This window comes from Variovorax sp. GW821-FHT09A10 (assembly GCF_059418385.1).
This window is the reverse complement of sequence record NZ_JBWKPT010000002.1, coordinates 179552-197542: the sequence shown is the minus strand read 5'-3', so window position 1 is coordinate 197542 and position 17991 is coordinate 179552. Positions and strand designations below refer to the sequence as shown.

General features: G+C 67.7%; 18 protein-coding genes. 14 read left to right on the top strand and 4 right to left on the bottom strand.

What is annotated here, in order from left to right; genetic code table 11:
- Positions 1-55: 55 nt before the first annotated feature.
- Positions 56-502, top strand: a complete 447-nt coding sequence (locus AC07Q9_RS07715; RefSeq protein WP_495308559.1) for an SRPBCC family protein — start codon at positions 56-58, stop codon at positions 500-502.
- A 24-nt stretch (positions 503-526) separates the two neighbouring features.
- Here the strand turns inward: AC07Q9_RS07715 and AC07Q9_RS07710 are convergent, their stop codons facing one another.
- A complete protein-coding gene (locus AC07Q9_RS07710; RefSeq protein WP_495308557.1) occupies positions 527-724 on the bottom strand; it encodes a hypothetical protein in 198 nt (65 codons plus the stop codon).
- 146 nt (positions 725-870) lie between these two features.
- Positions 871-1323: a MerR family DNA-binding protein gene (locus AC07Q9_RS07705; RefSeq protein ID WP_495308555.1), complete on the bottom strand. Its 453-nt coding sequence runs from the start codon at positions 1321-1323 to the stop codon at positions 871-873.
- A 170-nt stretch (positions 1324-1493) separates the two neighbouring features.
- Here AC07Q9_RS07705 and AC07Q9_RS07700 point away from each other — a divergent pair, with 170 nt between their 5' ends.
- Complete coding sequence (locus AC07Q9_RS07700; RefSeq protein ID WP_062472532.1) at positions 1494-1697, top strand: heavy-metal-associated domain-containing protein; 204 nt, start codon at positions 1494-1496, stop codon at positions 1695-1697.
- 41 nt (positions 1698-1738) lie between these two features.
- On the opposite strand, the gene AC07Q9_RS07695 is transcribed toward AC07Q9_RS07700, so the two are convergent.
- Entirely contained in the window at positions 1739-2611 is an 873-nt protein-coding gene (locus AC07Q9_RS07695) for an alpha/beta hydrolase (RefSeq protein WP_495308553.1), read from the bottom strand.
- A 365-nt stretch (positions 2612-2976) separates the two neighbouring features.
- Between AC07Q9_RS07695 and AC07Q9_RS07690 the strand changes: the two genes are divergently transcribed.
- The 8 genes from AC07Q9_RS07690 (at position 2977) to AC07Q9_RS07655 (ending at position 12293) form a co-directional block, all read left to right on the top strand.
- Positions 2977-3948 carry a MurR/RpiR family transcriptional regulator gene (locus AC07Q9_RS07690; RefSeq protein ID WP_062472523.1) on the top strand — a complete coding sequence of 324 codons (972 nt, stop codon included), beginning with the start codon at positions 2977-2979 and terminating at the stop codon, positions 3946-3948.
- The gene (locus AC07Q9_RS07685) at positions 3945-4904 is read left to right on the top strand and encodes an isoaspartyl peptidase/L-asparaginase family protein (RefSeq protein ID WP_495308551.1); all 960 of its coding nucleotides are present in this window, start codon (positions 3945-3947) and stop codon (positions 4902-4904) included. The genes AC07Q9_RS07690 and AC07Q9_RS07685 overlap by 4 nt, the downstream gene beginning before the upstream one ends.
- A gap of 31 nt (positions 4905-4935) precedes the next feature.
- Positions 4936-6825, top strand: coding sequence for a dipeptide ABC transporter ATP-binding protein (locus tag AC07Q9_RS07680; protein ID WP_495308549.1), 1890 nt, complete (start codon positions 4936-4938; stop codon positions 6823-6825).
- A gap of 66 nt (positions 6826-6891) precedes the next feature.
- Positions 6892-8445 (top strand): glutathione ABC transporter substrate-binding protein GsiB, encoded by a 1554-nt coding sequence (gene gsiB / locus AC07Q9_RS07675; protein WP_095950157.1) that lies wholly within the window; start codon positions 6892-6894, stop codon positions 8443-8445.
- 80 nt (positions 8446-8525) lie between these two features.
- Positions 8526-9446 carry a glutathione ABC transporter permease GsiC gene (gene gsiC, locus AC07Q9_RS07670; protein ID WP_369646882.1) on the top strand — a complete coding sequence of 307 codons (921 nt, stop codon included), beginning with the start codon at positions 8526-8528 and terminating at the stop codon, positions 9444-9446.
- Between the two features lie 7 nt (positions 9447-9453).
- Positions 9454-10377, top strand: a complete 924-nt coding sequence (gsiD, locus tag AC07Q9_RS07665) for a glutathione ABC transporter permease GsiD (RefSeq protein ID WP_495308546.1) — start codon at positions 9454-9456, stop codon at positions 10375-10377.
- Between the two features lie 24 nt (positions 10378-10401).
- On the top strand, positions 10402-11463 hold the full coding sequence (locus AC07Q9_RS07660; RefSeq protein ID WP_495308544.1) for a DmpA family aminopeptidase: 1062 nt from the start codon (positions 10402-10404) through the stop codon (positions 11461-11463).
- 11 nt (positions 11464-11474) lie between these two features.
- Positions 11475-12293, top strand: coding sequence for a M55 family metallopeptidase (locus AC07Q9_RS07655; RefSeq protein WP_495308542.1), 819 nt, complete (start codon positions 11475-11477; stop codon positions 12291-12293).
- A gap of 22 nt (positions 12294-12315) precedes the next feature.
- Here AC07Q9_RS07655 and AC07Q9_RS07650 read toward each other — a convergent pair whose 3' ends face one another.
- Complete coding sequence (locus AC07Q9_RS07650) at positions 12316-14337, bottom strand: sensor histidine kinase (protein ID WP_495308540.1); 2022 nt, start codon at positions 14335-14337, stop codon at positions 12316-12318.
- A gap of 98 nt (positions 14338-14435) precedes the next feature.
- Between AC07Q9_RS07650 and AC07Q9_RS07645 the strand changes: the two genes are divergently transcribed.
- The 4 genes from AC07Q9_RS07645 to AC07Q9_RS07630 all read left to right on the top strand — a co-directional run bounded on the left by AC07Q9_RS07645 (position 14436) and on the right by AC07Q9_RS07630 (position 17982).
- Entirely contained in the window at positions 14436-15128 is a 693-nt protein-coding gene (locus tag AC07Q9_RS07645) for a response regulator transcription factor (RefSeq protein WP_489061395.1), read from the top strand.
- Between the two features lie 107 nt (positions 15129-15235).
- A complete protein-coding gene (locus AC07Q9_RS07640) occupies positions 15236-15556 on the top strand; it encodes a hypothetical protein (RefSeq protein WP_369629027.1) in 321 nt (106 codons plus the stop codon).
- 255 nt (positions 15557-15811) lie between these two features.
- On the top strand, positions 15812-17590 hold the full coding sequence (locus tag AC07Q9_RS07635) for a nitrite/sulfite reductase (RefSeq protein ID WP_495308537.1): 1779 nt from the start codon (positions 15812-15814) through the stop codon (positions 17588-17590).
- Positions 17587-17982, top strand: coding sequence for a DUF934 domain-containing protein (locus AC07Q9_RS07630; protein ID WP_495308535.1), 396 nt, complete (start codon positions 17587-17589; stop codon positions 17980-17982). Before AC07Q9_RS07635 ends, AC07Q9_RS07630 begins: the two co-directional genes overlap by 4 nt.
- Positions 17983-17991 lie beyond the last annotated feature (9 nt).

The window sequence follows — 17991 nt, the reverse complement described above, 5'->3', positions numbered from 1 at the left end:
CATCCGACGTCAGCATAGAGGGTCGTCCTCTGTACCTCATCAGGAGAAAGCAACCATGGCCACCCACACCGTTCGCCTGCACCGCGTGCTGCGCACATCCCCCGACAAGCTCTACCGCGCCTTCGTGGAGCCCGGCGCCTTCGAGCGCTGGCTGCCGCCCTTCGGCTTCACCGGCAAGGTCCACAGCATGGAGCCTGTGGTGGGCGGCGCATGGCGCATGTCCTTCACCAATTTCGGCACCGGCCACGGCCACTCGTTCGGCGGCAAGTACCTGGAACTCGTGCCCGGCCAACGCATTGCCTACGACGCGAGCTTCGACGACGCCAACCTGCCGGGCACGATGAAGACCACCGTGACGTTGACGGCGGTCTCGTGCGGCACAGAAGTGTCCATCGTGCAGGAAGGCATCCCCGAAGTGATTCCTGTCGAGATGTGCTACCTGGGCTGGCAGGAGTCGCTGGTCGCGCTGGCCCAGCTGGTCGAACCGAACATTCCGGGCTGAAGGCCCTGAACGACGGCGCCGATCTCAGGCCGCCTGATCCGGGCTGGCGCCTTCGCCTTCGCTCTTTTCCTCGAGCTTCTCCTTGACGAGCTCGACGCCCTTGTAGCCCGCCACAGCGGCAGCGGCCTTGCCGAGGAACGACGCATTCGGATCGACCTTTTCCAGGCCCTCGACGGCCACGACGGCGCCAGCGACTTCTTCCAGTGTGTTCAGAATTCCCATGATGTGCTCCAGCTCGGGTTGAAACGGAAGGTGAATGTGAGTTCGGCGAACTCAGGCCGGAAAGCGCAAGGCTTCGAGGCCATTCAACGGATGTGCTGGCAAGAATGATGGTCGTGAATTCTGATTCGTGACTGACTTCAAACGGCTCACGCCCCGCGACGCGCTGCACAGCCGGCGAACCCCTCGAGCCCGGCCAGCTCATCGAGGATGGGGCACTCGGAGCGCTCGTCACCCTCGCAGCAATGCGCCAGGCGCTCCAGCAGGCGCTTCATGTGCGCGAGCTCCTCGATGCGCTGGGCGAGGTCGTCGGCACGTTCGAGCGCGACGCGCTTCACGTCGAAGCTTGCGCGGCGCCCGTCTTGCCACAGGGCGTGCAGCTCGACGACTTCCGGTGTGTCGAAACCCAGCGTGTGCGCGCGTCGCACGAAGCGCAGTGTCGACACGGCGCGTTCGTCATAGCGGCCGGCGTGCGCCGTGTCGTCGAGCAGTCCGAGCGATTCGCAGTCGCTCAGCAACTGCGCGGACGCGCCGCAGCGCGCCATCACGTCGGCAAGGGACAAGCGCGCCGCAGCAGCAGCCGGCGCCGTGGGATGTTCCATGGGGTTCTCCTTCGAGCCAAAGCGCGAAGTCTCAACCTTCACACCATGAGAGAGTCAAACGCGAACAGCGCATGACCTTGGCACGCCAGGGGTCGGGCGTTTGACGCGCTTGACCTTCACACGATGCCAAGCTTGAGACTGCGAGTCACTCTTTTGAAAGGACTCACCCCATGCAAGCGTTTGAAATCCAGTCGATGACCTGCGGCAGTTGCGCCGGCCGCATCACCCGCGCCATCAAGGACCTGGACCCGCAGGCCAGGCTCGAAGTGGACGTGAAGCAAAGAACGGTGCGCATCGACACCACCGAAGACCGCCCCTCGCTGGTGGCGGCGTTGACGGAAGCCGGCTACCCGCCGAGTCCTTCCGCCAACTGAGCATGTGGCGCGAACCGGGTTGCCCGGTTCGCCGCAAAGCCTTACTTGAAGATCCGCACGATCGCGTCGTCGAACGCGAGCACGTCCGTGCCCACGTGGGTGGAGTTGAACTCCGTGTCGATCAGCTGCAGTCCCACGTAGCCCCGCTCGGACATCCGCTTGTACATCGCCTTCACCGGCACTTCGTTGCAGCCGCTGGCGCAGTGCGCCAGGATCAGCGTGACGGGCAATGGCCGGCCTGCGAGTGCGTCGAACATCTTCTTTTCGAGCGCGTTGTTCTCGGCCTCCTGCTGCCAGAAGGCCGCCTCGATGGAAATGAAGTACGAGAACACGAGGTTGTCGGGTGCCTCCAGGAACAGCGCCGTGGCCGCGAGGTTGCCGCTGGTCGACAGGCCCGTGAGCATGCGTTTCTTCGGGTCGGCGCGGTACTTCGATTCGATGAACGGCACCAGGTCCTTCGTGAGGAAGGTGTGGTACGCGTTGGCGCCCGGAAAGTTGTAGTCCTCCTGCCGGCGCGCGGTGTTCCCGATGCCCACGAGGATGGCCTTGGTGCCGCGCTTGAGCAGCACGTTCTTGAGGTTGGTGAAGCGCGTGTCGGGCAGGCCGTTGGTCGCGTCGCCGTCGAAGGCGTAGATGATCGGCACGGTGTCGCTGCTGCTGTCGTAGGCCGCAGGAATGAACACCTCGATCGGGTAGCGCACGTTGTTGACGCTCGACGTCACGGTGTCCGACACCACCCGGCCATTGGCCGAAGGCGCCGGCTGCACCGGCGCCGTGCCCGTCGGCGGCAGGATCAGCGGCACACCGCCCCCGCCGCCTCCTCCGCCGCCACCCCCGCCGCAGGCGGACAGGGCCGCCATCAGCACAAAGCCACCCATCACCGCGCACGCGCGGCGAAGCCATTCCTGTCTCATTTTTTGCTTCCTCGTTCCCCGGTGCCAATCGCACCGCTCGGGATACTCAGGGCTGACCTGAAGGCCGTCAATGTCGCCATGCAACCCGGCCCTCGCAGTTAATTCGTTCGTTTCCAAAGCGCCCGATCCCCCGCCCGTGGGGATGAAACGACAGCATCAGGGAAATCCCTGAAGACCGCGCCCCAACGGCCCGGAACACGCCGCCCCACAAGGGAAACACGCCCCTTCCACCCCTCGCCAAAGCCCCTCGCGGCTGGCCCGCTACTTGCGATATCGCTCGGGAATGACAGAAAATTTTCATAACTGACATATATTTGTAAACTGATTTACATCACTCGCACCCTTCCCGGTGCATCGCCCGCCCCATGAGCACCAACGTCGACACCCCAGGCACCACCGTGGCCCAGCGCATTGCGCAGGCGCTGCCGCGGCTGACGCGTTCGCACCGGCAGGTGGCCGACTTCGTGCTCGGGCATCCGCTGCAGGTCGCGACGCTGCCCATCGACGAGCTCGCCGCCGCGGCCGGCGTGTCGGTGGCCACGGCCAACCGTTTTGCGCGCGCGCTCGACTTCGACGGCTACGCGGCCTTCCGCGCCGAGCTCGTGCGCGGCTTCGAGCCGCTGGTGGCGCCGGTCGAGCGGCTGCGCGGCAACCTGGAGCACCCGACCACGGTGGCCGAGGTGTTCGCCACCGCGCTCGACGAGAGCCGCCGCAACATCGAAGCCACGCGCCAGTCGCTGGACTACGCCGCCTGCGAGGCCGCGGTGCAGCGCATCCTGAAGGCACGCTCGATCTACATCGGCGGCTTCGGCGCCAGCGCCTGGCTCGCGGGGCTGCTGCAGCACGGGCTCGATGGCTCCTGCAGCGACGTGCGCATGCTCTCCAGCGTGAGCGGCGTCACGCACTCGGCGCGCACGCTGATGCATGCGGGGCCGCAGGACCTGTTCATCGGCCTCACCTTTCCGCGCTACCTCACCGACACGGTGGCGCTGGCGCAGATCGCGCGCGGCCAGGGCTGCGCGGTGCTCGCGCTGACCGACCGGCCCAGCTCGCCCATCGCGCCGCTGGCCGACGTGGTGCTGTACGGCCAGACCGAAACCAGCTACCGCCCCAACTGCGAGACCAGCGTGCTCGCGCTGATCGAGGCACTGACCAGCGCCGTTGCCCTGCGCGCGCCCGGCGCGGCGCAGTCGGCCGGCCGCATCCTGCAGGCGGTGCGCCCGTGGCTGCACGGCGGGCTGGGCCAGGGCCATGCGCGCGGCGAAGTCTCCATGCCCTCCCTCCCCGCCGCCGTCGCTTCCGACGCCGGCAAGAAAAAGAAGAAAGCTTCCCGATGAAGAACGTCACGCCCGTCATCGCCATCCACGGCGGCGCCGGCACCATCAGCGCCTCGACGACCAACCCCGAGCAGGCGCAGGCCTACCACGATGCGCTGCAGGCCATCGTGCGCGCCGCGCAGGCCGCGCTGCTCAAGGGCATGTCCGCGCTCGACGCCACCTGCCTGGCGGTCGAGATGCTCGAAGACTGCCCGCTCTTCAACGCCGGCTACGGCGCGGTGTTCACGCACGAAGAAACGCACGAGCTCGACGCGGCCGTGATGGACGGCGCCACGCTCGCTGCCGGCGCCATCGCCGGCGTGAGCCACGTGCGCCGCCCGGTGCGCGCCGCGCGCGCCGTGCTCGAGGACGGCGCCCACGTGCTGCTGGCCGGCGCGGGCGCCGAGGCCTTCGCGCGCGACCGCGGCCTGGAGATGGTCGAGCCCTTCTTCTTCTCGACCGACGCGCGCCGCCAGCAGCTGTACCGCGTGCGCGACACGGGCCGCGTGGTCACCGACCACGAAGGCGCCGCCATGACCAAGCCGCCGCTGGACGAAGACAAGAAGTTCGGCACCGTCGGCGCGGTGGCGCTCGACATCCACGGCCACCTGGCCGCCGCCACCTCGACCGGCGGCATGACCAACAAGCGCGTGGGCCGCGTCGGCGACACGCCGCTCATCGGCTCCGGCACCTACGCCGACGACCGCACGGCCGCCATCTCGTGCACCGGCAGCGGCGAAATGTTCATCCGCGTCGCGGCCGCCTACGACATCTGCGCGCGCATGGCCTACGGCGGCGCCACGCTCGAAGCGGCCACGCACGCCGTGGTGCACGAGTCGCTGCCCGCCATCGGCGGCACCGGCGGCCTGATCGCCGTCGACCGCCACGGCAACCTGAGCCTGGCCTTCAACACCGAAGGCATGTACCGCGGCCACGCGCGCGGCGACGAAATGCCAGTTACGGCCATCTTCGCCTGACGCCCTGCCCCCTTTTTCCCTCGCATCCGCCATGTCCTCCCCTGCCCTGAACCTGCCCGACGGCCGCGTCCTCGCCGTCGACGACCTCACCGTGCGCTTCTCGACCTCCGAGCGCACGGTCGATGCCGTCAAAAAGCTGTCCTTCCACGTCGACCACGGCGAAACGCTCGCGGTGGTGGGTGAATCGGGGTCGGGCAAGTCGGTCACCTCGCTCGCGCTGATGCGGCTGGTGGAGCACGGCGGTGGCCGCATCCTCGGCGGCAGCATGGCCTTCCGCCGGCGCAACGGCGAAGTGCTCGACCTGGCGCAGGCGCGCGACAGCACGATGCGCGGCATCCGCGGTGCCGACATCGCGATGATCTTCCAGGAGCCGATGACCTCGCTGAACCCGGTGTTCACCGCCGGCGACCAGATCGCCGAGGCCATCCGCATCCACCAGGGCAAGAGCAACGCGGCCGCGCGCGCCGAGGCGCTGCGCATGCTCGAACTCGTGCGCATCCCCGAAGCGCGCAACGTGCTCGACCGCTTTCCGCACCAGCTCTCGGGCGGCATGCGCCAGCGCGTGATGATCGCGATGGCGCTGTCGTGCAAGCCGCAGCTGCTGATCGCCGACGAGCCCACCACTGCGCTCGACGTGACGATCCAGGCGCAGATCCTCCAGCTCATCCGCGAGCTGCAGAAAGAGATGCGCATGGGCGTGCTCTTCATCACGCACGACATGGGCGTGGTGGCCGAAATTGCCGACCGCGTGCTCGTGATGTACCGCGGCGACAAGGTCGAAGCCGGCAGCTCCGACACCGTGTTCGCCGCGCCGCAGCATCCCTACACCCGGGCGCTGCTGTCGGCCGTGCCCAAGCTGGGCGCGATGCAGGGCACCGACCTGCCGGCCAAGTTCGAGCTCCTTCGTACCGAGTCCGGCACCGAAGACAGCACCGAGACCGTGCCCTGCACGAACACCACGCCGCAGACCACCGTGCGCGAAGACGCCGGCCCGATCCTGCGCGTGCGCGACCTCGTGACGCGCTTCGACGTGCGCAGCGGCATCTTCGGCCGCGTGAAGCGCCGCGTGCATGCGGTGGAAAAGATCAGCTTCGACCTGTACCCCGGCGAAACGCTGGCGCTGGTCGGCGAATCGGGTTGCGGCAAGTCGACCACGGGCCGCTCGCTGCTGCGCCTGGTCGAGAGCCAGAGCGGCGCGATCGAGTTCGGCGGCAAGAACATCCGCGAGTTGCCCACGCGCGAGCTGCAGGCGCTGCGCCGCAACATCCAGTTCATCTTCCAGGACCCCTTCGCCTCGCTCGATCCGCGCGTGACGGTGGGCTTCTCGATCATGGAGCCGCTGCTCATCCACGGCATCGCCAAGGGCGCCGAGGCGCAGCAGCGCGTCGACTGGCTGCTGCAGAAGGTGGGCCTGCCGCCCGAGGTGGCGCAGCGCTATCCGCACGAGTTCTCGGGCGGGCAGCGCCAGCGCATCGCGATCGCCCGTGCGCTCGCGCTGAACCCGAAGGTGGTGGTGGCCGACGAATCGGTGTCTGCACTCGACGTGTCCATTCAGGCGCAGATCGTCAACCTCATGCTCGACCTGCAGCGCGAGCTGGGCGTGGCGTTCCTGTTCATCTCGCACGACATGGCCGTGGTCGAGCGCATCAGCCACCGCGTGGCCGTGATGTACCTGGGCCAGATCGTCGAGATCGGCCCGCGCCGCGCGGTGTTCGAGGCGCCGCAGCACCCCTACACGCGCAAGCTGATGGCGGCCGTGCCGGTGGCCGACCCGTCGCGCCGCCACAAGCCGCGCGCGCTGCTCGAAGGCGAGATTCCCAGCCCGATCCGCGCCGTGGGCGACGAGCCCGACGTGCCGCCGCTGGTGCAGGTCGCGCCGGGCCACTTCGTCGCACGGCATGCCATCGGCGGCGCCTTCTGAGTCCGAACCTTTTTTTTCACCCGCAGGCCCCCTGCATTTTTTCCACGAACCGACTGGAGTTCTTCCATGAAGCAATCTTCTTCCTCCCTGCGCTGGGCATCCGCATTGCTGGGCCTGGCCGCGCTCGCCGCCTCGGGCTCGGCACTGGCTGCCAAAGACGTGGTGCTGGCCATCGGCTACCAGCCGGAAACGCTGGACCCGTACAACACCAACACGACCATCACCACGGCCGTGACCAAGACCTTCTATGAAGGCCTGTTCCAGTTCGACAAGGACCTGAAGGTGCAGAACGTGCTCGCCGAGAGCTACGACGTGTCCAAGGACGGCCTGGTCTACACCATCAAGCTGCGCAGCGGCGTCAAGTTCCACGACGGCACCGACTTCAACGCCGAAGCCGTGAAGGTCACGCTCGACCGCGTGCTGAACCAGGACAACAAGCTGCTGCGCTACAACCAGTTCAACCGCGTGGGCAAGGTCGAGGCCGTGAACCCGACCACCGTGCGCATCACGCTGAAGGAGCCCTTCGGCCCCTTCATCAACTCGCTGGCCCACGCCTCGGCCGCCATGATCTCGCCCACCGCGCTGAAGAAGTGGGGCAACAAGGACATCGCCTTCCACCCCGTGGGCACCGGCCCCTTCGAGTTCGTGGAATGGAAGCAGACCGACGCCGTCAAGGCCAAGAAGTTCGACGGCTACTGGAAGAAGGGCTTCCCGAAGGTCGACAACCTGCAATGGAAGCCGGTGCTCGAGAACAACACGCGCGCCGCGATGCTGCAGACCGGCGAAGCCGACTTTGCCTTCCCCATTCCCTACGAGCAGGCCGAGCTGCTGAAGAAGAGCGACAAGCTCGAAGTGGTGGCCTCGCCCTCGATCATCACGCGCTTCCTGGCCTTCAACATGCTGCAAAAGCCGTATGACAACCCGAAGGTGCGCGAAGCCATCGGCTACGCCATCAACAAGGAAGCGCTGTCGAAGGTGGCCTTCGGCGGCTATGCCTTCCCCGCACAGGGCGTGATGCCCCAGGGCGTGAAGTTCGCCGAGAAGATGGCGCCCATTCCCTACGACGTGAAGAAGGCCAAGCAACTGCTGACCGAAGCCGGCTACCCCAACGGCTTCGAGTCGGTGCTGTGGAGCGCCTACAACAACACGACCAGCCAGAAGACGATCCAGTTCGTGCAGCAGCAGCTCGCACAGGTGGGCATCAAGCTGCAGGTGCAGGCGCTCGAAGTGGGCCAGCGCACCGAGCAGGTCGATGCCTGGCCCGATCCGAAGACGGCCAAGGTCCGCATGTACTACACGGGCTGGTCGTCGTCGACCGGTGAAGCCGACTGGGGCCTGCGTCCGCTGTTCGCTTCCGAGTCGTGGGCGCCCAAGCTCAACAACATGTCGTTCTACAAGAGCGACGTGGTCGACGCCGCGATCGCCAAGGCGCTCGTGACGGTGGACGACAAGGAAAAGGCTGCGCTGTACAAGACCGCGCAGGAAGAGATCCGCAAGGACCTGCCGCGCGTGCCGCTGGTCACCGAGCAGAACCTGTCGGCGCACGCCAAGCGCCTGTCGGGTGTGTTCGTGATGCCCGACGCCAACATCAACATCGACGCGATGTCGGTGTCGAACTGATCGCAGCTCCTTCGTTTCTTGACTGACTGTCCGGCGGGCGGTGGCACCGTGCCATCGCCCGTTCGCGACAACCGTATCCCATGCTGAATTACTTCCTCAAACGACTGTTGGGCCTGATCCCCACCCTGCTCATCGTGGCAGTGCTGGTGTTCCTGTTCGTCCACATGCTCCCCGGCGACCCGGCGCGCCTCGCCGCCGGCCAGGACGCCGACGAGCAGACCGTGGCCATGGTGCGCGCGGAGCTCGGGCTGGACAAGCCGCTGCCGCAGCAGTTCGTGAGCTTCTTCACCCACATGGTGCAAGGCGACTTCGGCACCTCGATTCGCACGCGGCGGCCGGTGTCGACGGAGATTGCCGAGCGCTTCTTCCCGACGGTGATGCTGACCATCACCAGCATGGTGTGGGCGGTGATCTTCGGCATGGGGATCGGCATCGTGTCGGCGGTGTACCGCAACAAATGGCCCGACCGCATCGGCATGACGCTGGCGGTGTCGGGCATCTCATTCCCCGCATTTGCATTGGGCATGCTGCTGATGCAAATCTTCTCGGTGCAGCTGGGCTGGCTGCCCACGGTGGGCGCCGCGACCTGGCAGCACTACATCCTGCCCTCGATCACGCTGGGCGCGGCGGTGGCCGCCGTGATGGCCCGCTTCACGCGCGCGTCGTTCGTCGAAGTGATCCAGGAAGACTTCGTGCGCACCGCGCGTGCCAAGGGCGTGCACGAAACCAGCGTGGTGTTCAAGCACACGCTGCGCAACGCGCTGATTCCGGTGGTCACGATGATGGGCCTGCAGTTCGGCTTCCTGCTGGGCGGATCCATTCTTGTGGAGGCGGTGTTCAACTGGCCCGGCCTGGGCCGCCTGCTGGTCGATGCCGTGCAGATGCGCGACTACCCCGTGATCCAGACGCTGGTGCTGCTGTTCTCGCTCGAATTCATTTTGATCAACCTCGTGGTCGATGTGCTGTACGGCTTCATCAACCCCACCATTCGCTACAAGTAAGCACGGCATGAATCCCAATACTCCGCCGTTCGACCTGCCTCCGGCTCTCAAGGTCCCGACCGTCGCGCTCACCGCCGGCAAGGTCCGCACGCCCTGGGGCGAATGCTGGCGCCGTTTCAAGAAGCAGCCCGTGGGCATCGTGGCGGCCGTCTTCGTGCTGCTGCTGGTGGTGATCGCGGTGTTCGCACCGTGGATCGTGCCCTTCGATCCCGAGAACTTCTTCGACTACGACATGCTGAACAGCGGGCCCTCGGCCACGCACTGGTTCGGCGTCGATCCGCTGGGCCGCGACATCTTCAGCCGCATCCTGGCGGGCACGCGCATCTCGCTGGCGGCCGGCTTTTTGTCGGTGCTGGTGGGCGGCATCATCGGCACGGCCTTCGGCCTGCTGGCCGGCTACTACGAAGGCTGGTGGGACCGCATCGTGATGCGCATCTCGGACGTGCTGTTCGCCTTCCCCGGCATCCTGCTGGCGCTGGGCGTGGTGGCCATCCTGGGCAGCAGCATGACCAACGTGGTGGTGGCGGTGTCGGTGTTCAGCGTCCCGGCCTTTGCGCGCCTGGTGCGCGGCAACACGCTGGTGCTCAAGCAGCAGACCTACATCGAGGCCGAGCGCAGCATCGGCGCGTCCGACTGGACCATCATCGTGCGCCACATCCTGCCGGGCACGATCTCGTCGATCGTCGTGTACTTCTCGATGCGCGTGGGCACCTCGATCATCACGGCGGCCAGCCTCTCGTTCCTGGGCATGGGCGCGCAGCCGCCGACGCCCGAGTGGGGCGCGATGCTCAACGAGGCCCGCGCCGACATGGTGACCTCGCCGCACGTGGCGCTGTTCCCCAGCCTGGCCATCTTCTTCACCGTGCTGGCCTTTAACCTGCTGGGCGATGCGCTGCGCGACGCGCTCGATCCGAAGATCGACCGCCAGTAAGCCCGTTCTTCTTTTTCTCTCTTCATGGCCTCGACGACCTCCCTGCCCTTCATCGGCACCCTGCCTGCGGGCCCGCGCGACGCCATCACCGACGTCGCGGGCGTCACGGTCGGCCACCGCACGCTGGCCGACGGCCCGGTGCAGACCGGCGTGACCGTGATCCGCCCGCACGCGGGCGACCCGTTCCGCGACAAGGTGCCGGCCGCGGCCGTGGTGCTCAACGGCTTCGGCAAGAGCGTGGGGCTGGTGCAGCTGGCCGAGCTCGGCGTGCTGGAAACGCCGATCGCGCTGACCAACACCTTCTCGGTCGGCACCGTGGCCACGGCGCAGATCCGCCACTGCGCGGCGGCCAACCCCGAGACCGGCCGCGCGCTGCCCACGGTGAACCCGCTGGTCTTCGAGTGCAACGACGGTTTTCTCAACGACATCCAGCGGCTGGCCGTGACCGAGGCCGATTACCTGCAGGCGCTCGACGCTGCCGGGACCGATTTCGAACAGGGCTCGGTCGGCGCGGGACGCGGCATGTCGAGCTTCCAGCTCAAGGGCGGCATCGGCAGCGCGTCGCGCCGCGTGGCGATGGCCGACGGCACGACCCACACGGCGGGCACGCTGGTGCTGGCGAACTACGGGCGCCAGCCGCAGCTGGTGCTGGCCGGGCACGCGGTGGGCGCACGGCTCGCGGCGCTTCAGGCAGCGAAGGAAGCGTCGGAGCCCGAGAAGGGCTCGATCATCATCGTCGTCGCCACCGACGCACCGCTCGATGCGCGCCAGCTGCGCCGCCTGGCGCTGCGCGCGGGCGCGGGGCTGGCCCGCACCGGCTCGGTCTACGGCCACGGCAGCGGCGATCTCGTGCTGGCCTTCTCGACCGCCTACACGATCCCCGATCGCGCGGACCGGCCCATGCCGGCCGTGGCGATGCTGCACGACACGCGGCTCGACGGGCTGTTCCAGGCCGCGGCCGACAGCACCGAGCAGGCCATACTTCATGCGCTGTGGCGCGCCACGCCGGTCACGGGCCGCGACGGCAATCACCGCGCGGCGCTCGGCGAATTGCTGCCGGCGTCTTCCCTTTCACCTCTCGCCTGAAACACCCGTCCATGAAAGTCCTGATCTCCACCGACATCGAAGGCGTTGCGGGCGTCTACCACCACGAGCAGGCGCGCCAGGGCAACCCCGAGTACGAACGCGCCCGCGTGCTGATGGCGCAGGAGGCCAACGCCGCGATTGCCGGCGCCTTCGACGCCGGCGCCACCGAGGTGCTGGTGAACGACTCGCACGGCGGCTTTCGCAACATGCCGCCCGACGTACTCGATGCACGCGCCCGCGTCGTGCAGGGCAAGCCGCGCTACCTGAGCATGGTGGCCGGCGTCGAAGAAGGCGTGGACGCGCTGTGCATGGTGGGCTACCACTCGCGCGCGCAGGGCCGCGGCATCCTGGCGCACACGATCAACGGCTTTGCCTTCGCGGGCATCCGGCTGGGCGACCAGGAACTGGGCGAAGCCGGAATCTACGGCGCGCTGGCCGGCGAATACGGCGTGCCCGTGGTGATGGCCAGCGGCGACGACGTGTTCATCTCCGAGAACCAGGCGCTCTTTCCGCATGCGAGCTTCGTGCAGACCAAGAAGGCGACTGGCTTCAACAGCGGCGTGTCGCTGTCGCCGGCGCAGTCGCGCCAGGCGATCCGCGCCGGCGTGATCGAAGGACTGGCTGCGCGTACCCATGCACGTCCGCTGGTCTTCCAGGGCCCGCAGGTGGTCACGCTGCGCACCCAGTCGCCGATGATGGCCGACCTGTTCTGCCAGTGGCCGAGCTTCGAGCGCGTCGACGGCGTGACGCTGCGCTTCACCGCTGAAACAGTGGAGTCGGCGGTGCGCATGCTGAACTGCTGTTCGGCGATGTCGGCGATGCTGCGCTGAAGCTGCGCGCCTTCAAGGCACTTCAAGGCAGCGCGAGGCTGAAGCGCACGTGACCGTCCTGCCCGGCGCTGTCGAGCCGGGCCTGGCCCCGGTGCAGCTCGGCGATCTGGTGCACGAGGTACAGGCCCAGCCCGGCGCCCGGTGAGCGCGCCGCCTGCCGGCCGCGGAAGTACTTCTCGAACAGCCGCGGCACCTCGTCGTGCGGAATCGCATCACCGGGGTTGCTCACACGGATGTCCAGCCCGCCCGCTTCCGCCGGCACCACGTCCAGCACGATCGCCCGGCCGGCCGGCGTGTGGCGGTCGGCGTTGGCTAACAGGTTGCGCAGCGCCACGCGCAGCAGGCCGGGGTCGCACACCAGCTGCGGCGGCAACTGCCCGTCATGCCACACGACGCGGCCGTCCGGCCAGTCGGCCACGAGGTCCTCGAACAGCTCCATCAACTCGTCGCGCTCGCAAGGGCGTGGCTGGAACGGCGTCTGGCCGGCTTCCATGCGGTCGGAGGTGAGGTATTCGTCGACCAGCGCGGTCATGCGCTGCGCGGCGGCGCGCAGGTTCAGGCAGCGCGCCAGGGTCTTCTCGCGCGCGGCGTCGAGGTTCTTGGCGATCTGCTGCGCGGTGGTGTGGATGATCGCCAGCGGCGTGCGGAACTCGTGCGACACCATCGCGACGAAATCCACCTGCGACTGCTTGGCGCGGCGCTCGGTCTCCAGCGCCGCGCGCAGGTCGACCTCGAGGCGCTGGCGCTGCTCGATCTCGCCGCGCAGATCGGCCGTGCGCCGGCGCACTTCCGCCTCCAGCCGGTCGTTCTGGCGACCGACCACGTGCACCAGGCGCGCCTGCGCGGCTTCCTTCTCGCGGCGCAACTGGTCGTAGCGGCGGTTCAGCCGCATGCTCATCAGCAGCAGGTGCAGCAGCGTGCCGATGGCCGTCGCGTTGTCGGTCCAGGCACCGGCCGGCAGCCAGCCCTGGTTGCGCAGGAAGCTCACCATCACGCCCGCGTAGTAGATGCCGAAGATGATGAGAAAAGCCCGCGCCTGCCCCTGGTCGCGCGGCAGCAGCCACAGCGCGGCGCCGATCAGGTAGACGATGCACAGCATCGCCGTCCCCTGCACCGCCTGCATGGCCAGGCCGTTGGCGCCGGCCAGCACCAGCGCCACCGCGATGGCACTCACAAGGCCCACCGCGCGCACCACCACGCGGGTGAAGCGCGGCCACCGCACATCGGTGCCCAGCTGCATGCCGGCGAACCGGATGCCGATGGCCACGCCGGCGCAGATCGACAGGCTCAACAGCATGTCGGACAGCCGCGCGGGAATGGCCAGCAACTGCTGCGGCAGCCCCGCCGTCAGGAACTCGACCAGCAGCGCGTTCGCCACATAGACCAGGTACCAGGCGCTCACGCGCTCGCGTGTCATCTGCCAGAACAGGGCGTGGAAGGCGATCAGCATCAGGCCGAAACCGAAGCCCAGGCCGTAGAAGAGGTACTCGCGCCGCGCGGTGCCCGCGTAGACCTCGGGCGCAGCGAAGCCGATGGTGGTCGACATGGCGTTGCGCGACTGCAGGCGCAGCAGCAGCGGCGTGGGCGCGGCGCTCTCCAGGGTCAGCGGCAGCTGCGCGTTGCGCGCGTCGATGGGCCAGTTTTCGCGGCCGATGTCTTCGCCGGAATGCACGGCCAACTGCCAGCGGCCCGCGTCGTCCTGGCGGTACAGCCGCACGTCGTCGAGCAGCGCGTTCTTGAACTGCGCCAGCCACCGCTGCTGCGGCACGTCGGCCAGACGCTGCACCTCGAGCCTGATCCACACCGCATCGCGCGTGAAACCCGCGTTCACGGCGCCGGGCAAGGCCTTCCAGCCCGGGGCGGCGGCGGCCTCGTCGGCGCTCAATTGGCCTTCGGGGTCGCGCAGCATCGACAACTGACCGTGGCTGTCGACGCTCGCCAGCGGATTCAGCTGCAGCACCCCGGCCCCTGCCGCGGTCGAAAAGAGAAGGCCCCACACGGCGAGGCAACCGCACAACCACAGGCACCGAGCGAGGCGTTTCATGGGCGCGGATTATCGATGGCGCCCCTACAATCCGCGCGCCTTTCATCGTGCTTAGAAACGCTCAGATTCCCTTGGTCGCCAGCCCGTACCCTGTTCCCATGCGTGATGTGATCCTGCTGGAAGATGAAGCCGTGCTGCGCGAAGAGTTGAGCGAGTTCCTGACCGGCAGCGGCTACCGGGTCGATGCCGAGGCGTCGCTCGAAGGCTTCCACCGCACCTACGACCCGGCCCGCCACGGCATCGCGCTGGTCGACCTCGGGCTGCCCGACGGCGACGGCCTGTCGCTGATCCGCGAGCTGCGCGAACGCGGCGAGCGCCTGGGCATCGTCGTGCTGACGGCGCGCGGCGGCGCCCGCGACCGCGTGACGGGGCTGGACATCGGCGCCGACTACTACCTGTCGAAGACCACCGACCTCGATGAACTGGCGGCCACGCTGGCGGCCTTGTCGCGGCGTCTGGGCGATTCGCCCGCCGCGGTGCCGGCCGACGCCTGGGTGCTGGAGCTGGGCCCGCGCCGGCTGTCGCCGCCGGGCTTTGCGCCCATTGCGCTGTCGGAACAAGACCTCACGGTGTTGCACGAGCTGATGCGCAGCGGCGGCGAGATCGCCAGCCGCCAGCAGATCGTGCAGGCGCTGGGCGAGCACTACCTGAGCTACGACCAGCGCCGTCTCGACACGCAGATTCGCCGCCTGCGGCGCAAGGTCAGCGAGGCCACGGGGCTGGTGCTTCCGATCAATACGGCGCGCAACGCCGGCTACCGCTTCCACGCCAAGACGCTCATCCGGCGCTAGCCCGGCGCTGTCCGGGCGCCGCTTCGGCGCTCAGAAACGCTCAGTTTCATTTCGATACCCGCCGCTAATCTGCGGCACAGGCAGCGACTTGAGGCACGGATGAAGGCATGAGCGATCTCGCCAGGACAACTTCTTATGTGGTCCCCTACGTGGTCCACGTCAAAGGCCAGAACTTCACTTTGAAGGATGTCATGGTGGCCGCCGACATCTACCGGCTGCGGATCGAGGAGCAGATCGGCGATCCGCTGCGGGTGGTGAAGTGCTTCCAGGCCTGGTCGAAGGAGCGCCACCACGGCATCGAGAACCTGAACCGGACCGAAGCCCGGCTGGCCCGGGAATGGCTCAATGCGCAGCATCAGGCCGACAAGGCCGCGCGGCAGCTGCTGAGCTCGCCGCAGACCCTGGGCTTCGACTTCAAGCTGCGATAGCCAGGATCGCCCGCGCCGCGCTGCGCGGGCGCCCCCAGGTTCCTAGAATTCAGCGTCCGGCGACCCCGCGCCGGCCTTCGCGCCTTATCCAGAATAAGCAACCAACCGTCTCGCAACCCGCATGGATGCTGGTGAATTAGCTTATCCGCATAAGGCGCGAACCAAAAAATAGTTTGTTTCCATAAGGCGGGCTTTCAGAATCGCGGCTTCTTGCTGGGGCGCTGGACGCACCGCACTTCAAGACACACACGCACGATGTACCAATACACAGAATTCGATCGCCAGTTCGTTCACCAACGCGCTGCCCAGTTCCGAGACCAGCTCGAGCGCTGGCAAAAGGGCCGCCTGCACGAGGACGAGTTCCGCCCCCTGCGCCTGCAAAACGGCTGGTACGTGCAGCGCTACGCGCCGATGCTGCGCGTGGCCGTGCCGTACGGCGAGCTGTCGAGCAAGCAGCTGCGCGTGCTGGCCCGCATCGCCCGCGAGTACGACGAGCCCGAAGCCGAGGTCTACCGCAAGGCCATCGAGACCCAGGGCCTGCTCGGCAGCCACAAGCTGCCCACCCACTACGCCCACTTCACGACGCGCCAGAACGTCCAGTACAACTGGATTCCGCTGGCCAAGTCGGCCGACGTGATGGACCTGCTGGCTTCGGTCGACATGCACGGCATCCAGACCAGCGGCAACTGCATCCGCAACATCACGAGCGACGAGCGCGCCGGCGTTGCCGTCGACGAGATCGCCGACCCGCGCCCCTTCGCGGAAATCATGCGCCAGTGGAGCACGCTGCACCCCGAGTTCGCCTTCCTGCCGCGCAAGTTCAAGATCGCCATCACCGGCGCCACCGAAGACCGCGCCGCCACCGGCTGGCACGACGTCGGCCTGCACGTGGTGAAGAACGAAGCGGGAGACATCGGTTTCCGCGTGCAGGTGGGTGGCGGCATGGGCCGCACCCCCATCATCGGCACCGTGCTGCGCGAGTTCCTGCCCTGGCAGCAGATCATGAATTACCTCGAAGCGGTGATTCGTGTCTACAACCGCTACGGCCGCCGCGACAACATCTACAAGGCGCGCATCAAGATCCTGGTGAAGGCCGAGGGCCAGCGCTACATCGACGACGTCGAGGCCGAGTACAAGCAGATCCTCGAGCACGACGGCGCACCGCACACCATCACGCAGGAAGAGTACGACCGCGTGGCCGCCTCCTTCGTGCCGCCGACGCTGGCCACCCGCGTGCTGCAAAGCGCCGAGAAGACCGACGCCGAGCTGCGCGCCCACGCCGCCGACGACGTGATGTTCGCGCGCTGGCTCGCCCGCAACGTCGACGCCCACAAGAACCCCGCGCTGCGCGCCGTCACGCTGTCGTTCAAGCGCCTGAAGCAGGCGCCCGGCGACGCCTCGGGCGACCAGCTCGACACCATCGCCGAGCTGGCCGACCGCTTCTCGGCCGGTGAAGCCCGCGTGACGCACGACCAGAACGTGGTGCTGCCCTGGGTGCACGCCGAAGACCTGCACGCGCTGTGGCTCGCCGCCCGCGCCGCCGGTTTCGCCAGCGCCAACGTGCAGCTGCTGACCGACATGATCGCCTGCCCCGGCGGCGATTTCTGCGCGCTGGCCAACGCCCGCTCCATTCCCATCGCCGAAGCCATCACCGAGCGCTACCAGGACCTCGACGAGCTCGACGACCTGGGCGAGATCGACCTGCACATCAGCGGCTGCATCAACTCGTGCGGCCACCACCACAGCGGTCACATCGGCATCCTGGGCGTCGACAAGGACGGCAAGGAGTGGTACCAGGTCACCCTCGGCGGCTCCGACGGCTCCGCGCTCAGCGGCGCGCCGCAAGCCGGCAAGGTGGTCGGCCCCTCGTTCTCGGCGGCCGAAGTGCCGGGCGTGATCGAGGCCGTGCTCACCACGTACCGCGACACCCGCGCCAACGGCGAGACCTTCATCGACACCCTGCGCCGCGTGGGCCACGACCCGTTCAAGGCCGCGGCCAACGGTGCGCGATTCAAGGTGGAGGAAGCAGCATGAAAAAGACGCTCAACATTCTTTCGACCGAAGAACACATCGACGACGGCGACCCGAAGGTCCTGCAACTGGCCAACGACGCCGACCCGCTCGCCATCGAGGTGTGCCTGGCGGACATCGAACGCATCGACCTGAACTTTCCGAAGTTCACCGATGGCCGCGCCTACAGCCAGGCCTTCCTGCTGCGCCGCCGCCTCGGCTTCACGGGCGACATCCGCGCCACCGGCGACGTGCTGATCGACCAGCTGGTGCAGATGGAACGCACCGGTTTCTCCAGCGCCGTGCTCAAGGAAGGCGTGGACGCCTCCGACGCACAGCGCCAGTTCGACCGCTTCGCCACGTTCTACCAGGGCGATGCGGTGAAGACCGCGCCGCACTTCGTCGCCGGCGCCTGAGCAGACAAG

Coding starts and splice junctions, on each gene's coding strand:
- AC07Q9_RS07695 (WP_495308553.1), bottom strand. CDS start 2,611: ATGAGACAGGAATGGCTTCGCCGCGCGTGCGCGGTGATGGGTGGCTTT.
- AC07Q9_RS07690 (WP_062472523.1), top strand. CDS start 2,977: ATGAGCACCAACGTCGACACCCCAGGCACCACCGTGGCCCAGCGCATT.
- AC07Q9_RS07645 (WP_489061395.1), top strand. CDS start 14,436: ATGCGTGATGTGATCCTGCTGGAAGATGAAGCCGTGCTGCGCGAAGAG.
- gsiC (WP_369646882.1), top strand. CDS start 8,526: ATGCTGAATTACTTCCTCAAACGACTGTTGGGCCTGATCCCCACCCTG.
- gsiB (WP_095950157.1), top strand. CDS start 6,892: ATGAAGCAATCTTCTTCCTCCCTGCGCTGGGCATCCGCATTGCTGGGC.
- AC07Q9_RS07630 (WP_495308535.1), top strand. CDS start 17,587: ATGAAAAAGACGCTCAACATTCTTTCGACCGAAGAACACATCGACGAC.
- AC07Q9_RS07685 (WP_495308551.1), top strand. CDS start 3,945: ATGAAGAACGTCACGCCCGTCATCGCCATCCACGGCGGCGCCGGCACC.
- AC07Q9_RS07660 (WP_495308544.1), top strand. CDS start 10,402: ATGGCCTCGACGACCTCCCTGCCCTTCATCGGCACCCTGCCTGCGGGC.
- gsiD (WP_495308546.1), top strand. CDS start 9,454: ATGAATCCCAATACTCCGCCGTTCGACCTGCCTCCGGCTCTCAAGGTC.
- AC07Q9_RS07680 (WP_495308549.1), top strand. CDS start 4,936: ATGTCCTCCCCTGCCCTGAACCTGCCCGACGGCCGCGTCCTCGCCGTC.
- AC07Q9_RS07655 (WP_495308542.1), top strand. CDS start 11,475: ATGAAAGTCCTGATCTCCACCGACATCGAAGGCGTTGCGGGCGTCTAC.
- AC07Q9_RS07705 (WP_495308555.1), bottom strand. CDS start 1,323: ATGGAACATCCCACGGCGCCGGCTGCTGCTGCGGCGCGCTTGTCCCTT.
- AC07Q9_RS07700 (WP_062472532.1), top strand. CDS start 1,494: ATGCAAGCGTTTGAAATCCAGTCGATGACCTGCGGCAGTTGCGCCGGC.
- AC07Q9_RS07640 (WP_369629027.1), top strand. CDS start 15,236: ATGAGCGATCTCGCCAGGACAACTTCTTATGTGGTCCCCTACGTGGTC.
- AC07Q9_RS07635 (WP_495308537.1), top strand. CDS start 15,812: ATGTACCAATACACAGAATTCGATCGCCAGTTCGTTCACCAACGCGCT.
- AC07Q9_RS07710 (WP_495308557.1), bottom strand. CDS start 724: ATGGGAATTCTGAACACACTGGAAGAAGTCGCTGGCGCCGTCGTGGCC.
- AC07Q9_RS07715 (WP_495308559.1), top strand. CDS start 56: ATGGCCACCCACACCGTTCGCCTGCACCGCGTGCTGCGCACATCCCCC.
- AC07Q9_RS07650 (WP_495308540.1), bottom strand. CDS start 14,337: ATGAAACGCCTCGCTCGGTGCCTGTGGTTGTGCGGTTGCCTCGCCGTG.